Origin of the sequence: Streptomyces sp. NPDC051776, from assembly GCF_040681345.1 — a bacterium.
GTDB lineage: Bacteria > Actinomycetota > Actinomycetes > Streptomycetales > Streptomycetaceae > Streptomyces.
The window spans coordinates 93,156-107,359 of sequence record NZ_JBFAYQ010000008.1 but is presented as its reverse complement, the minus strand read 5'-3'; the positions used below and the strand labels follow the sequence as shown (position 1 = coordinate 107,359).

The 14,204-nt window shown below is 68.7% G+C and carries 11 protein-coding genes, 1 tRNA gene and 1 pseudogene; 5 read left to right on the top strand and 8 right to left on the bottom strand.

Going from position 1 to position 14,204, the window contains the following annotated elements; all coding sequences use genetic code 11:
* Positions 1-275 precede the first annotated feature (275 nt).
* Entirely contained in the window at positions 276-644 is a 369-nt protein-coding gene (locus tag AB0M26_RS09425; protein WP_365257089.1) for an MmcQ/YjbR family DNA-binding protein, read from the top strand.
* Between the two features lie 101 nt (positions 645-745).
* On the opposite strand, the gene AB0M26_RS09420 is transcribed toward AB0M26_RS09425, so the two are convergent.
* Positions 746-1,657, bottom strand: a complete 912-nt coding sequence (locus AB0M26_RS09420) for a transketolase (RefSeq protein WP_365257086.1) — start codon at positions 1,655-1,657, stop codon at positions 746-748.
* An 80-nt stretch (positions 1,658-1,737) separates the two neighbouring features.
* Entirely contained in the window at positions 1,738-2,451 is a 714-nt protein-coding gene (locus AB0M26_RS09415; RefSeq protein ID WP_365257083.1) for a transketolase, read from the bottom strand.
* Between the two features lie 220 nt (positions 2,452-2,671).
* Between AB0M26_RS09415 and AB0M26_RS09410 the strand changes: the two genes are divergently transcribed.
* Positions 2,672-2,745: transfer RNA gene (locus tag AB0M26_RS09410), tRNA-Pro, on the top strand.
* A gap of 65 nt (positions 2,746-2,810) precedes the next feature.
* Here AB0M26_RS09410 and AB0M26_RS09405 read toward each other — a convergent pair.
* Positions 2,811-3,657: pseudogene (locus AB0M26_RS09405) on the bottom strand (site-specific integrase); the annotation flags it as partial.
* A 135-nt stretch (positions 3,658-3,792) separates the two neighbouring features.
* On the opposite strand from AB0M26_RS09405, the gene AB0M26_RS09400 reads away from it, so the two are divergent.
* Positions 3,793-5,898: a hypothetical protein gene (locus AB0M26_RS09400; RefSeq protein WP_365257081.1), complete on the top strand. Its 2,106-nt coding sequence runs from the start codon at positions 3,793-3,795 to the stop codon at positions 5,896-5,898.
* A 1,067-nt stretch (positions 5,899-6,965) separates the two neighbouring features.
* On the opposite strand, the gene AB0M26_RS09395 is transcribed toward AB0M26_RS09400, so the two are convergent.
* A complete protein-coding gene (locus tag AB0M26_RS09395) occupies positions 6,966-7,643 on the bottom strand; it encodes a helix-turn-helix domain-containing protein (RefSeq protein ID WP_365257291.1) in 678 nt (225 codons plus the stop codon).
* 83 nt (positions 7,644-7,726) lie between these two features.
* On the opposite strand from AB0M26_RS09395, the gene AB0M26_RS09390 reads away from it, so the two are divergent.
* Positions 7,727-8,164, top strand: coding sequence for a hypothetical protein (locus AB0M26_RS09390; RefSeq protein ID WP_365257078.1), 438 nt, complete (start codon positions 7,727-7,729; stop codon positions 8,162-8,164).
* A 184-nt stretch (positions 8,165-8,348) separates the two neighbouring features.
* Here the strand turns inward: AB0M26_RS09390 and asnB are convergent, their stop codons facing one another.
* Complete coding sequence (asnB, locus tag AB0M26_RS09385; protein WP_365257076.1) at positions 8,349-9,884, bottom strand: asparagine synthase (glutamine-hydrolyzing); 1,536 nt, start codon at positions 9,882-9,884, stop codon at positions 8,349-8,351.
* A gap of 80 nt (positions 9,885-9,964) precedes the next feature.
* Here asnB and AB0M26_RS09380 point away from each other — a divergent pair, with 80 nt between their 5' ends.
* Complete coding sequence (locus AB0M26_RS09380; protein WP_365257073.1) at positions 9,965-10,726, top strand: IclR family transcriptional regulator; 762 nt, start codon at positions 9,965-9,967, stop codon at positions 10,724-10,726.
* Between the two features lie 101 nt (positions 10,727-10,827).
* Here the strand turns inward: AB0M26_RS09380 and AB0M26_RS09375 are convergent, their stop codons facing one another.
* The 3 genes from AB0M26_RS09375 to AB0M26_RS09365 all read right to left on the bottom strand — a co-directional run bounded on the left by AB0M26_RS09375 (position 10,828) and on the right by AB0M26_RS09365 (position 14,196).
* A complete protein-coding gene (locus AB0M26_RS09375; RefSeq protein WP_365257070.1) occupies positions 10,828-12,054 on the bottom strand; it encodes a hypothetical protein in 1,227 nt (408 codons plus the stop codon).
* Positions 12,055-12,508: 454 nt separating this feature from the next.
* Positions 12,509-12,910, bottom strand: coding sequence for a DUF4234 domain-containing protein (locus tag AB0M26_RS09370; protein WP_365257068.1), 402 nt, complete (start codon positions 12,908-12,910; stop codon positions 12,509-12,511).
* Positions 12,911-13,206: 296 nt separating this feature from the next.
* Complete coding sequence (locus tag AB0M26_RS09365) at positions 13,207-14,196, bottom strand: glycine betaine ABC transporter substrate-binding protein (protein ID WP_365257065.1); 990 nt, start codon at positions 14,194-14,196, stop codon at positions 13,207-13,209.
* Between the last annotated feature and the right edge of the window lie 8 nt (positions 14,197-14,204).

The following is a 14,204-nucleotide window of genomic DNA, read 5'->3' as shown; positions in this document are numbered from 1 at the left end:
CCTCTCCGCGTCCCCGCCTCTCCGCGTCCCGGCGGCCCGCTTCTCCGTGTCCCGCGTCCTGACGGCCCCGCGCCCCGCCTCTCCGCTTCCCCACGTTCCCGCGGCCTTCCGGCTTCCCTGCCTCTCGGCCCGGCCGTGTTCGCGGTGCTGCAGGCGCGGTTGTCAGTGGGGCGGGCTACGGTCGGTGACAGTGGGGAGGGCCTCCGGACCGAGGGGAGCCGTGCGTACCCACCGCGGGATCAGCCGCAGCCACAGCTGAGAACGGAGGCCGGGGGATGGGCACCACTGCAGAGGACGCCCGGAGGATCGCACTCGCACTGCCGGAGACGGCGGAGAAGCTCGCTTGGGGCATGCCGACCTTCCGCGTCAAGGGGAAGATCTTCGCCTCGCTGGCGGACGACGACGCATCGATAGGTGTGAAGTGTCCGATCGACGACCGGGAGGAGCTGATCGCTTCCGAGCCGGAGAAGTTCTTTCTGCGCGGGGGCCACGACGAGAACTTCCCCTGGCTGAGGGTGCGGCTCGCCGCGCTGGACGACGCGGAGGAACTCGCGGCGATCCTTCTGGACGCCTGGCGCCTGACGGCGCCGCGCAGACTGGCCGAGGCGTATGCGGCGGAGGGGGAGGAGACGCCGACGACGTAGAGGCGGCTCCCGAGGTCCCCGGGCCGGGCGCGCCTCGGCGGACCGGGGCGCGCTGTGCGTGGCGACGTCAACGGCCTCGTCGGGGACGGACCCCTGGCTGATCAGGCCGCGGCACCGGCAGGGGCGAGGAAGCCGGTGATGCGTTGGCGGAGCGCGCGGGGGTCGAGTCCCTGCGCCGTGAGATGCTCCTCCATGGTGCCGTAGCGGCGCAACTCGCGCCGTGCCGTACCGAGTCCGAGGACCCGGTGCGGGATGGCGGCGAGCGCATCGCCCGCTGCGCCGGAGGACGTGCCCGCGAGGTAGGGCTCGACGAGCACGACGTCGGCGCGGGCGCCCAGGACGGTCCGCAGGGAGACGCTGTCGAAGGGACGAACAGTGGGCGCGTACAGCACGCTCACGTCCAGGCCCTCGACGGCCGCCAGGACGTTGTCGAGCATGGGCCCGACGGCGACGACCGCTCCTTCGCGCCCGCGCCGTACGGTCAGGTATCCGTCCCCGGTGACGGGCCGGGGCACGGCGTTCTCCTGTACGGACAGCCGTACGTACACCTTGTCGTCGTCGGCGGCCACGGCGTGCCGCAGAAGGGCTTCGGCCTCGTCGGGATGGCCGGGGACGTGCACGGTCCAGCCGTCGAGCGTGTCGAGAAGGGCCACGTCACCGGGCGCCATGTGCGTGTAGCCGCCCGCGGGCCAGTCGTACGAGGCCCCCGCGCTGACCAGCACACCGCCCGAGTCCTGGTGTCCGAAGTCCAGCTTGACCTGCTCGAAAGGACGCTCCACGAGAAAGCTCGCAAAGGTGTGCGCGACCGGCCGCAGTCCGGTCATCGCGAGCCCGGCGGCGGTGCCGATGAGGAGCTGCTCGCGGATGCCGACGTTGATCACGCGGTCGGGGTGCCTCCGTTCCGCCTCGGCGAAGCCGTCCTTGCCGATCTCCGCGAGGACGACCGCGACACGCGGATCCTCGTCCAGGAGCCGGGAGAGGGTGGAGGCGAAGCGCTCTCGCATGGTGTCCATCAGGTTCTCTTTCTTCGGGCGGGCTGTGCGACTTTCCTCGGGCGGGCTGTGCGACCGGGGGTGGGGCGTGGCGGGGACGGTCAGGCGTCCTTGGGCTCGACGCGGGCCACGACGGCATGCGGGCGCCGTGGGTGCGGTGCTGTGAACGCCTGGTACAGCGCGTCGTGATCGCGCCCGTCGACGGTGATGGCCGCCCAGCCGGCCGTCGCGAAGCGCGAGGCGATGCCGCCGGGCCAGCCGTGGGTCGCGGATGAGTTGTCGATCACCAAGGCGTGGAGCCGGTCGAGTCCGGCAGCGGGCGCGTAGGCGATGGCCTCGTGGTTGCTGCCCTCGTCCAGTTCGGCGTCCCCGATCAGCACCCACACCGCGGGCTCGGTCAGCCCCTGTGCCCGCAGCCCGAGCGCCGTGCCGACGGCGAGGGGCAGCCCATGCCCGAGGGAACCGCTGCCGATCTCCGCGCCGGGCACGAGGGTCCCGTCCGGATGGTGGCCGAGCGGCGAGTCGTACGACCCGAACCCCGTCAGCAGCGACTCGGGGAGGTCGGGGAAGAAGCCCTTGGCGGCGAGGACGGCGTAGTAGGCCATCGGGCCGTGCCCCTTGGAAAGCAGGAACCGGTCGCGTCCGGGAGCGTCGGCGGTGTCCGGGGAGACCAGCAGCACGCGGTCGTAGAGCACCCAGAGCGCGTCGAGCGTCGAGGTCGCCGCGGGCCCGTGCTTCTCGTCCCCGGTCATCAGCGCCATGAGGCGGGGGAGGTCGGAGTAGCGGTAGGCGCGGGGCTCTTTGGTGGTGGTCATGAGGCGAGCGTGCAACCTCAAGTTTGGTTCAGGTCAAGCGGACATTCCGGCTGCCGCAGCCCGGCAGCGCGGGCCCGACGGCCGCATGAGTCGCCGCACGCATCCCTCGTGCCGCCTCCTGCGTGCCCCGCCCGGGGAATGGGGTGGCCGACCACGCGGTGAGGTGCGGTATTGTTCTCGTGCGCGGTCGGCCGGGAGCAGCCCCGAGCCGCACGGGCACCGGGACGTGGCGCAGCTTGGTAGCGCACTTGACTGGGGGTCAAGGGGTCGCAGGTTCAAATCCTGTCGTCCCGACGGTGCAGACACAGGTCAGGGGCGATATCTCATCATGGGATACCGCCCCTGACGCGTGTGCGTGACTAACTGCGTGACTGTCGGTCCGCGGCACCGCCGAAGATGCGGTCCATCGCGACCGCTCCGGACTGGATCACGGGCCGGATCTGCTTCCGGTAGACCTCCTCGGTGACGGCCGTACTGGAGTGGCCGACAAGCCGCGAGATCTCTTCGAGGGCAACGCCACGGTCCGAGAGCAGCGACACGAAGCTGTGGCGCAGCTCGCGCGGCGTCCACTCCGCCGGGGTCAGACCGTCCACACCCTTGATCGCCTGGCGAAACGCCCGGCGGACGTTCGCGGCGTCCAGGGGAGTCCCTACGGCCGAGGTGAACACCAGCCCGTGTTCCTGCCAGCGGTCGCCTGCGGCGAGACGCTGCCACCCCTGGCGCTCGTGGTGCATTCGCAACGCCTGTATGCAGCGCTCCGGAAGCGCGAGCGTGCGCCGAGACTTTCCGCGTCTTGGTGTCGCCTCCGGCTCGCACAGAACGCCACACAGCGATGTGGGGCGGGATCACGGGAGACGCCGACGGGTCTCCCTCCAGATCAACGTGGGCCCACGTCATCGGCCGCAGTTCCTCCGTGCGCGCGCCCGTGAGCAGGGCTACGACGATGTACGCGTGCAGCGCCGATCGCTCCGACGCGATGAGCACCGCCTCAGCCTGGTTGAACGTAAGCGACTTGGAAGGCCGCCCCTCCAAACCTCGCGGGATAGAGCAGAGTTCCACGACGTTGCGCTTGACCTTGTCCCTGGCCATGGCCCTTTTCACCGCGCGGTTGAGACACGAGTGCATGAGCCGCAGGGTCCGGGTGCTGTGGGTCTTGGCCTTGCTGGCAAGCCACTTGTCTACATCGTCGGCGCTGAGGTCCCGTAGCAGTGCGTGAGGTGGATGGGCTGTTGGGGTGATGCACAACCTTCGCCCATGACGGAAGGCACGCAGTGAAGTTCAAGGAACGGAGATGGCTTGGAACATCACTCATCTTTCTCGTAGGCACAAGGAGGCACCCAGGTGCGGGCACACAAGATCGCGACAGCCACCATGCTGGTCCTGGCAGTCAGCGGATGGGGCGTAGCAGGATCCGGGGCGGCATACGCCGACAACGGCCCCGCCCATGGAGGGAAGGCGAAGGCCGCCGAGGACGACCCCGCCCACGGGGGGCGGGCGAAGGCCCGGGCGCAGGGAGGATCCGCCACCGGGGAGGGAGCAAGCCTCTTCCAGCAGAACGTTGCGCAGTCCGCACGGCAGAACAACAACTGCAACAACCCCAACACAGAGGATGAGGAGATCTCGCTCACCGGCAGCCGGGCAACAGGCCGGTGCGTGACCACCGACGGCTCCCTCACCGCGTTCTCCCCCATCCACAACGGGCCCGCAGACGCTGAAGGTGGCTCGGCAACCGCAAGCCTGATTCAGCAGGACACCGCCCAGCGCGGCAGGCAGAACAACACCTGCAACAACCCCAACGAGTCGCCCATCACGGTGGAAGGCGGCCGGGTGGAGAGCCACTGCTCGGACCAGGACTTCTCCTTCAGCAAGCACACCCTCATCAAGGGCAGCGGCGCCCGGGCAGAAGGCGGCTCCAGTACAGCCGGCACCGTGCGACAGCAGAACATCGCGCAGGAGGGGCGCCAGAACAACGCCTGCACAAACCTCAGCAACACAGAACCCGATGTGACCGGGGGCGGGCGGGTGCAGGATCGGTGCAAGAACCGGGACCACTCACTCAGCAAGCACACCCTGATCAAGAGCGGGGGTGCCCGCGCTGAGGGCGGCTCCAGCACGGCCGCCGACGTCGACCAGCAGAACATTGCGCAAGAGGGACGGCAGAACAACGCCTGCAACAACCGCAATCAAACCTTTCCCTTCGAGGTGACCGGGACGCGGACGCAGGACCGCTGCCAGAACCGGGATCACTCACTCAGCAAGCACACCCTGATCAAGAGCGGCGGTGCCCACGCGGAAGGCGGTTCATCCAGCGACAGCGGCATTAACCAGCAGAACATTGCGCAGGAAGGCCGGCAGAACAACACCTGTAACGACCCCAGCAGCTTTGGCAGCTTCGAGGTGACCGAGGGTGGGCGGACGCAGGACCGCTGCCAGAACCGGGATCACTCACTCAGCAAGCACACCCTGATCAAGAGCGGCGGTGCCCACGCGGAAGGCGGTTCAACCAGCGTCAGCGACATTGACCAACACAACATTGCGCAAGAGGGACGGCAGAACAACGCCTGCAACAACCCCAACGCCACCGGCGACGTCGAGGTGACCGGGGGGCGGACGCAGAACCGGTGCCAAAACCGGGACCACTCGCTCAGCAAGGCGACCCTGGTCAAGGGCGGCGGGGCCCGAGCCGAAGGCGGCTCCAGCACAGGCGGCGGCGTGAACCAGCAGAATATTGCCCAGGAAGGCCGACAGAACAACGCCTGCAACAATCCCAGCCAATCGGGCAACTTCGAGGTGTCCGGAGGTGGGCGGACGCAGGACCGCTGCCAGAACCGGGACCACTCGCTCAGCAAGCACACCCTCGTCAAGGGCGGTGGCGCCCGCGCTGAAGGCGGCTCCAGCACAGGCGGCACCGTCTCCCAGCAGAACGTTGCCCAGGAAGGCCGGCAGAACAACGCCTGCAACAACCTCAACCGCTCGGGCGACATCGAGGTGTCCGGAGGTGGGCGGACGCAGGACCGCTGCCAGAACCGGGACCACTCGCTCAGCAAGCACACCCTCGTCAAGGGCGGTGGCGCCCGCGCTGAAGGCGGCTCCAGCACAGGCGGCACCGTCTCCCAGCAGAACGTTGCGCAAGAAGGCCGACAGAACAACACCTGCAACAACCTCAACGACACGGTCATCACAGTGGAGGGAGGCCGTTCGGAGGCGAGCTGCAAGACGGCGGACCACTCCGCCAACCTTTACACCGCGGACATCGGCGGAGGAGCCAAGGCCGCCGGCGGCTCAGCCACCGCCGACCTCTTCCAGCAGAACGTTGCGCAAGAAGGCCGACAGAACAACACCTGCGCCAACCCCAACAACCTCAACCTCACCGCCACCGGCAGCCGCACCAAGGCCGAGTGCGTCGCCGTCGACCACTCCACCAACATCGCCACGATCAACGGGTAACCACCCCGGCACAGCAGCTGTTCCACACTGACCCGGTGCCGCGGATTCAGCGCCGGGAGCCGGGCGCAAGCAAGCGGAGCGCCCCCGCGGGGTCGCCAATGGCCTAGCCAGGTGAAACCCTGCCCCGGGCCCCTCGCTGCACGAAGCCCAAGGTCTTCGCGGGGGAGCCCGCAAGACCCCAGCCGGTGGGCGCACTCACCACCTGCTGGCCCCAGAGGCCTGTGTCCCGAGCAGCCGATCGGGACACAGGACTTTCGCCATACCGAGATCCCGGCAGCACAACAGAGACCTACTCGGTGTGCCGTCGGGATCGGGAAGTTGAGGGCCGGGAAGTGCCGCTCCAGGGCCTCCGCCCAGCAGTGCAGGAGGGGGAAGCCGGCCTCCCCATCCATGAGGTGGAGTCTTGACCCGGATCATGGCGGCCCACAAGACCGCGAAGGCCGTGCCACTCTCGTGCCAGAACGGACGGGAAGCCAGGGGGAATCGGGGTTCACAACGGCACAGCGGCCGGACTGCGACCAAGGTAGGGATTCCGCAGGACACACCCCGGGTCGCCCCAACTCGCTCCTAAAGCGGTGTCACCAGCCCGTGCCCAGTTGTCCGACCGGCAAGGGGAACCAACCCACGCAAGCCCCGTCGTGGCTCCTGTGGTTCGCTGCGTGACGAACTGCGTGACAACGGGCATGGAAACTCACGCACACCCATGGACGCCTGCGGACGCGCGGCGCCGGTCAGCGGCAGGTCGTTCCCAACGCACGGCTACCGCTGGGTTGCCTGGCGGTCAAGGGGTCGCAGGTTCAAATCCTGTCGTCCCGACGGTGCACAGGGCCCGTCGAGTTGGAGTGAAACTCCAGGTCGACGGGCTTCTTCGTGTGCTAGTGAAGGGGTCAGCGCTCGGACGGAGTTGGTGGACCGCTGGTGGTCGCGTTGGCGGTTCGGCCCGGTGGCGGTGGTGACTGTTTCGTTCCGCGTCCGTCCGGTTCGTTCTGTGTCCGTCCGGGCCGCGTCGATGGCGTCGGCGGGTCCCGCGGGGCTCGGTGCGTGAGGCGCGCGTCCGTGTGCCCGGGTCAGTCGGCGGGCTCCAGGCGGACGCAGCACCGGTCGGGGGAAGGCGCCAGGCACGCCTTCAGGCTGCTGTCGCCCAGTCCTTCGAGCACCCCGTGCAGCAGGTGCAGGTTCATCCCGCACACCGTCTGGGTGTGCTCGCGCGCCAGCGCGTGGAAGGGGCAGTTGCCCAGAACGATGGCGTCCGCCTCGTGCCGTGGCTCGAACCCGTATCGCTCAAGCAGGTCGAAGACGTCGGGGGTGTCCTGTCCGCCCAGGTGTCTGCCGAGATCCCGGGCCTTGCGGTGCAGCACTGAGCGCACGGGCTCATCCGTCTGCTCGGATTCCTCCACGGCCTGGGCGAACAGTCGGCCGGCGAGCTCGTAGCGCCGTTGCGGCAGGCTGACGGAGACCTGTGTCGTCGAGCGCCTGTACAGCTTGGCGGGTCTGCCCGCACCCGGCCCTGACCGCCCGCTCCGCCGCTCGTAGATCACGTCGAGAAGGGATTCCTCGGCCAGACGGTCCAGGTGGAACGCGGCGGTCTGCCGCGCCAGGCCAAGAGCTGCGGCCGCTTCGTCGCGGCTGACCGGACCCGGCTGGCGCACCACGTGGTCGTACAGCCTCCTGCGGGTCGGCTCGTCGAGCGCCGCGATGGCGGAGACGTCCGCGTCCGGTGACTCCTTCGTGTGGTCCACGAACACCAGTGTAAAACCCGCAGCCATTGACTTAAGAAGGAGAGCGCGGTTCTATCGATGGTGAAAGTTGTCAATAGAAGGAGGGTGTCATGGCGTCCGCAAGCACAAGCACCACATCCGTCACTCCGCGCCAGGCCGTGCTCGCCGATCCCGGCTACCAAGCCTTCATGATCCTTCGCGTCGGCTTCGCCGTGGCGCCGATCCTGTTCGGGCTGGACAAGTTCGCCAATCTGCTCACGGACTGGCCGGCCTATCTCGCGCCGTGGATCGACGACATCGTTCCGGGCAGCGCCCAGGGCGCCATGTACGCGGTGGGCGTCATCGAGATCGTCGCAGGCGTCGCCGTGGCCCTGGCCCCGCGCTTCGGTGGCTGGCTGGTGGCCGGATGGCTCGCCGGCATCATCGTCAACCTGCTGACCATCCCCGGCCACTACGACGTGGCGCTGCGTGACTTCGGGCTGCTCCTCGGCGCAGTGGCCCTCGCCAGGCTCGCCGCTCGCTACCCCGGCAAGCGGCAGCCCCACTGAAAGCTCACGACGAACAGGCGCGGGAGCATGAGGGCGTGCGGACCCCGGGGAGCGGCTCCCGCTCCCCGGGGCGGCAGTTGAGCAGCGTTGGCTGCGGATGATCGTCCGTCGGTGCCGCGGCTACGGCCGGAGCTGGAGGAGACCCCGGGGCCGGGCCGGCCGCCGGCTCACCCCGGCGCGGACGTCACGCCGTGGCGAACCGCGTCAGCACCGCCTCAGGTCGCACGTACGGCAACGCCCGCCGGAACGCCCGGTAGTAGGCGAGCTCTTCGGCCGACCGCAGCTCCACCTCCGGTGCTTCCGCACGGAGTTCGGTCTCGCTCACCGGTGCGCCCAGTGGCGGTGTCAGTACGTCCTGTGCACCACTTCCCGTGCCGAACTGCTCCTTGCGGCGCCATAGGAGGTGTTCGGGCAGCCAGCCGGTGAACGCCCGTCGCAGGTGTCCCTTCTCCATGCCGTCGGGTTCGAGCCCCTTCATCTCCGGCGGCAGGGACATGGCGTGCATGATGACCTTGGCGTCCAGGAACGGCACGCGCGCCTCGAGGCCGTGTGCCATGGTCACGCGGTCGCAGCGCTGGAGGTTCAGCCCGTGGAGGTTGCCGATGGTGCGAGCCAACTCGGCGTCCAGTTCGGTGGGATCGGCGTGCGCGCGGTGGTAGTAGTCGTACCCGGCGAAGAGTTCGTCCGCGCCCTCACCGGTCAACACTGCCTTGACGTGTCGCGAGGCCAGTTCCGAGAGGAACCAGTTGGGTACCGCGCTGCGGATGAGGCTGGCGTCGAACGACTCGACTGACGCGACCACCTCCTCGAGCACAGCCGCTGCCTGCTCCGCATCGAAGACCGCCTCGTGGTGCTCGGTGCCGAGAAATGCCGCCGCCTCGCGGGCCGCCAGCAGATCGGGAGAGGTCGCCGTGCCCACGGCGAAGGTCTTGAGCCGTGCGCCCGCCTTTGCGTACTCGCGGGCGGCGATGGCGGCGACGAGGCTGGAGTCGAGGCCTCCGGAGAGGAAGACGCCGACGTCGACGTCCGCCATGAGGTGCCGTCGCACGGAGTCGACGAGAACTTCGTGCGTGGCCTTCTCGGCGATCTCGGGGGCCAAGTGCTGCCAGTCCTCGGCGGGTTCGGCCGGCCGCGTGACAGGTACGGCGAACCGGACGACGCCGCTCTCCGGCGTCCAGTAGCAGCCGGGAGGGAAAGCCTCCACGGCGCTCTGGACGTCAGGCGGGAAGGCCCGCAGCTCCGATGCGAACCGGACGGTGCCATCCTGGCGGGCCCAGTACAGGGGCTTGATGCCGATCCGGTCGCGAGCCGCGACGAACCGGCCGTCGGTGTCGGCGGCGCACAGGGCCCACATGCCGTGGAGGCGGTCCAGGGCGGACGGGCCGTGCCGCTTCAGCAGGGCCAGGGCCGACTCGCTGTCGGACGAGGTGGTGAAGGACGCCTCTCCGAGTTCGGCGCGGATATCGGCGTGGTTGTAGATCTCGCCGTTGCAGACAAGCGCCCAGCCGCCCGGGGTGCCCAGGGGCTGACGACCACCGTCGAGGTCGACGATCGACAGACGTGTATGGCCGAGCCAGGCGGAACGCCCGATGGACCAGTGGTCGCTGTCGTCAGGGCCGCGGTGCCTGATGCCGTCCAGCATCGATCGGCCCGCGGCGCTGGTATGGAGGGGATCGGAATCCTTGGAGGACTGGTGATAAATCGCAGCTATGCCACACATGCAGATCGACCCTAGAGGCTTAGGGGCGCATACGGCAACCTGAGTTGCGCTATGCACACGGATCTTGGACAGTGGCACCCATGAGCAACGACAGCCTCAGCAGCGTGCAGCGCGCACTGGACGTCCTGCGGGCTCTGGGCCAAGGACCGCTGCGCGTCCAGGAGGTGGCGAACGCGATCGGCAAGGAGAAGAGCCAGGTTTCGCGAACCTTGAAAGTCCTCGCCGAGGAAGGCTTCGCGGTGCGCGACCCGGGGACGCTGGAGTACAGGCTGGGCTGGCAGTTCTTCGCCCTCGCCGCGGCCGCCGAGGACAATCCCCTCCGGCACGAGGCCCCCGGCGTGCTGCGCGCCCTCGTCCAGCAGCTCGGCGAGGCGGCGCATCTCACCTCGCTGGCCGGAAACGCCGTGGTGACGGTGCTCTCGGAACGCCCCGCACGCACACTCCAGGTTCACGAGAGGGTCGGTCAGACGTCACCCCTCAACTGCACCTCCTCCGGGCGCGCCCTGCTGCTGGGCCTCTCCGACGACGAGGTGGCGGCCCTTTTCGCGACCGCGGGAGAAAGCCTGCCCGGCGGCGAGCGCGCGCCACGGACAGTCCCCGCCCTGCTGGAGCGGCTTCATGAGGAACGGCGAGCTGGTTACGTGGTGTCCGCCGAGGAGCACGAGCCCGGTCTGACCGCGGTGGCGGCACCCGTACTGGACTTCCGCGGGACGCCCGTGGCCGCCGTCAACATCTCGGCGCCCACCGTCCGGTTGCCGCCGGAGGCACTGCCGCCCGTGATCGACGCGGTGGTGGCGGCAGGCAAGCGGCTGTCGAGGACGCTGGGGTATGCGCATCCCTAGGCACGTGGATCTCGCAAGGTGTCCCAACGGGGCTGTGCGGGGCTTCCGTTCGGCTGGGGGCGGCGGAGATTCTCAGGCTGTCGAGAGAGCGGCGGAGATTCTCAGGCGGTCGAGAGATACGCCTTCCAGCCGCCCGTCGGCGCCTGGCCGAGTCCCAGTCCGCGCAGCTTCCTCAGCACCCTGGGGTCCTGGGCGTCGAGCCATTCCACGAACTGCCGGAAGGAGACCAGGCGCACGTCCTTCCGCCTCTCGTCCGCCATGTGCTTGAGCGCCTCTTCGACCGCGTTCATGTAGATGCCGCCGTTCCACTGCTCGAAGTGGTTGCCGATGAACAGCGGGGCCCGATTGGTCTCGTATGCGCGCTGGAAGCCCTCGATGTAGGCATCGCGGGCCTGCTTCTCCCAGGCCGGGTACTTCGACGGGTCGCTCTGCGTCGCGTTCTGCGACTGATTGGCCATCATGTTGTAGTCCATGGAGAGGACCTCGAAGCTGCGGCCCGGGAAGGGTATTTGCTGGAGCGGGAGATCCCACAGGCCCTGCTTCTTGGTGGGCCAGACCTGATGGCCGCCGGGCGAACTCGCGTCGTAGCGCCAGCCGAGCCGCTTGGCGGTCGGCAGAAGGTCGTCCTGCCCCTGGAGACAGGGCGTCCGGCCCCCGACCAGTTCCTTCGCGTAGTCGAAGGGCAACGGGTCGAGGTCTTTGAACCCGGTGTTCGTCCGCCATTCCGTGACGAAGGACATGGCCTGTTCGATCTCCGACTGCCAGTCGGCCGGCCTCCAGTTGGCCACCGAGCCCGAACCGGCGCAGAAATGGCCGTTGAAGTGGGTTCCGATCTCGTGGCCCTCGAGCCAGGCGAGCCTAATGTTCTCCAGGGTCATCCGGATGTGCTCGTCGGTGAGGTAGCCGATGTCCGAGGCACCGATGGGATTGTTGGGCGGCCGGTAGAGGCGCTTCTTCGCTTCGGGCAGCAGGTAGAGCCCGGAAAGGAAGAAGGTCATGGAGGCGCCGTGATTCCGGGCGAGTTTGCGGAACCGGGGGAAGAGGCCGTTGCCGACCTCGCCCGCGCCGTCCCAGGAGAAGACCACGAACTGCGGTGGCGTCTGGCCCGGTTCGAGCCGCTCGGGCCTCGGCTGGTGGGGCTGCGGACCGGTGTCGGCGGTCGAGCCGTCACCGATCGGCCGTATCCTCGACCTCGGCCCGTCGGACCCGCCGCCGTCCACGGATGAACCGGAGCCGGGGATCACGCCGCAGCCCGCTACGCCGATCGCAGCCAGTGACCCGAGGCCCATGCTCAGGAAGCTTCGACGATTGATGGCAGTGGACGGCATGGCGCGGTCTCCTCGTGCGGAGGTGCTGGTGGGTACACCTGGAACCATGCCGACCTGCGTTGACGCACGGCTAACCCTCGACTAACGCCTCACTGTTGTCCGGGAAGGCGGGACCGATGACGGACCGGCGTCGGAGGCCCGGCCGGCTGCGCGGGTGGGCGCAGCGTGCTGTGGGGGCGGAAGTGGGCGCCGGGTCAAGATCCTCCGGTTGCGGGGACGACCGCCGCACGAATCGCCCCAGCGCCGAGAGCTCTGGGCGCCGAGAGCTCTGGGCCCGTTCTTCGCAGTCACATGACGAAGTCCGAGCCGTTCCGGACGCCATCCCCGGCTCGTTGACCGCAGCTCATCCCGGCTCGTTGACCGCAGCTCACCGGACCCTCCCATGCAAGGGGGGCTGGGAAATCGGGCGACGGCCTGATGTCAGCGGGGGCTTCGGGGCCTGTCGCCGCACCCCTCAGGCCGCCAGCGTCACCTGCTCGCCCTCTGCGGGGTACTGGTAGTGAGCCCAGATCCGGTTCAGCTCGTACTGGTAGTAGAGCGGGTGCAGGGCGGCAACGATCAGCAGGATGAGACCGATCCAGGGATTGCACGAAGGTTCCATCCCCGCCGAGCGCTGCATCCGGGCAATGCGTTGGCCGGTGTTGTAGACCGAAATGAACGGGGGAATGATCACCAGCCATCCCACCGTGATGGCGAGTACGGACACCACTGGATTGGCCTCGATCCGCTGATCGAAGTCCTGGGCTTCGCGATTGATCTTGTAGTACCAGACCAGGTGATAAATGCCCAGAGTGATCAGCGGCCAGATGAGCCACACCAGAAAGATGTTGCGGGTCTTGCCGACGCGACCTGACACGACACACCTCCCGTACTCCAGTGCATCACGAGCAGCCGGAACGCGCGCGCTGTGCGATCGCGGCGAGATCCGACGGCCGGGCGCCTCCTGCGGCGCCGGAGCGGCCGTGTCTTTGAGGCGATGTGTGGGCGGGGCGGCGGAACTCTGCTGCGATGACAGGGTGTGTCCGCGCATATGCAGTACGCAAGGGTGTGCGCAGTAGGGAGGGCGTCCGTATGGAGCGGGCGAGGGCCGGCCGTGCGCGGCCAAGGGCCGCGGGCCGTCCGTACGCAGTTGGTAAGGGCCGCGGGCGGTCCTCAGCCCTCCCGGATGAAGCCCTCCCGCACCAGCCAGTCCTTCGCCACCTCGTGCGGGTCCTCGCCGTCCACGTCCACCCGCGCGTTCAGCCGCTGAGCCTCCGCCCCCGTCAGCCGTTCGGTGATCGGCGCGAGGACCTCGGCGATGGCCGGGTACTTCTTCATCGTGGCGCTGTTCATCTCCGGTGCTGCGTTGTAGTTGGGGAAGAAGTGCCGATCGTCTTCCAGCACCCTCAGCCTGAGCTCCGGAATGCGGCCGTCGGTCGTCGCGGCCACCCCGAGAGTGCACGCCGCGCCCTTGGCGACCTGGGTGTAGACGACGCCGTCGTCCATCTTCTTGAAGTTGCCGGGCCGGAGCTTGAAGCCGTACTTCTTCGCCACGCCCGGCAGGCCGTCCTCGCGCACCGCGAATTCGCTGCCGCCGCAGATCGTGGCCGCGGCGGGGTTCTTCCTCGTCAGTCGCGCCACGTCGGAGAGGGTCCGCAGCCCGTACTTCTGCGCGTTCGCCCGGTTCGCGACCAGCGCGTACGTGTTGTCGAGCGGGGCCGCGGGCAGCCAGGTGATGCCGTTGCGGCGGTCCTCGTCGCGTACGGTCTCCCACTGCTCGTACGGGTCGACCACCGGATTTGTGTGTCCGAGGTACGTGATCCAGGCAGTGCCCGTGTACTCGTACATCCCGTCCGCCGCACCGGACTTGACGGCCTCGCGGGCGCCGATCGAGCCCTGGATGTTCGTCCGGTCCAGGACTTCCGCGCCGGCCGCCTTGAAGACCAGCCCCATGATCTGGCCCAGGATGATCTGTTCGGTGAACTCCTTGGAGGTCACGGTCAGTTGGGCGCCCTTCAGCGGCTGCTCCTTGCCGATCGAGCCGGGCCGCACCGAATCGGCCAGCGGGCTGCCGCTGGTCAGCCCGCAGCCACTCAGCGCTGCGGCGGCCATCAGCAGCGCGCTCGCGCCGGCGACGGCCGCCCGTACCCGGAACATACGCATCAGCCCTT

Excerpts from the sequence above, each read along its gene's own strand:
- AB0M26_RS09425 (WP_365257089.1), top strand. The coding sequence starts at position 276 with ATGGGCACCACTGCAGAGGACGCCCGGAGGATCGCACTCGCACTGCCG.
- AB0M26_RS09390 (WP_365257078.1), top strand. The coding sequence starts at position 7,727 with ATGGCGTCCGCAAGCACAAGCACCACATCCGTCACTCCGCGCCAGGCC.
- AB0M26_RS09365 (WP_365257065.1), bottom strand. The coding sequence starts at position 14,196 with ATGCGTATGTTCCGGGTACGGGCGGCCGTCGCCGGCGCGAGCGCGCTG.
- AB0M26_RS09420 (WP_365257086.1), bottom strand. The coding sequence starts at position 1,657 with ATGGACACCATGCGAGAGCGCTTCGCCTCCACCCTCTCCCGGCTCCTG.
- asnB (WP_365257076.1), bottom strand. The coding sequence starts at position 9,884 with ATGTGTGGCATAGCTGCGATTTATCACCAGTCCTCCAAGGATTCCGAT.
- AB0M26_RS09380 (WP_365257073.1), top strand. The coding sequence starts at position 9,965 with ATGAGCAACGACAGCCTCAGCAGCGTGCAGCGCGCACTGGACGTCCTG.
- AB0M26_RS09375 (WP_365257070.1), bottom strand. The coding sequence starts at position 12,054 with ATGCCGTCCACTGCCATCAATCGTCGAAGCTTCCTGAGCATGGGCCTC.
- AB0M26_RS09415 (WP_365257083.1), bottom strand. The coding sequence starts at position 2,451 with ATGACCACCACCAAAGAGCCCCGCGCCTACCGCTACTCCGACCTCCCC.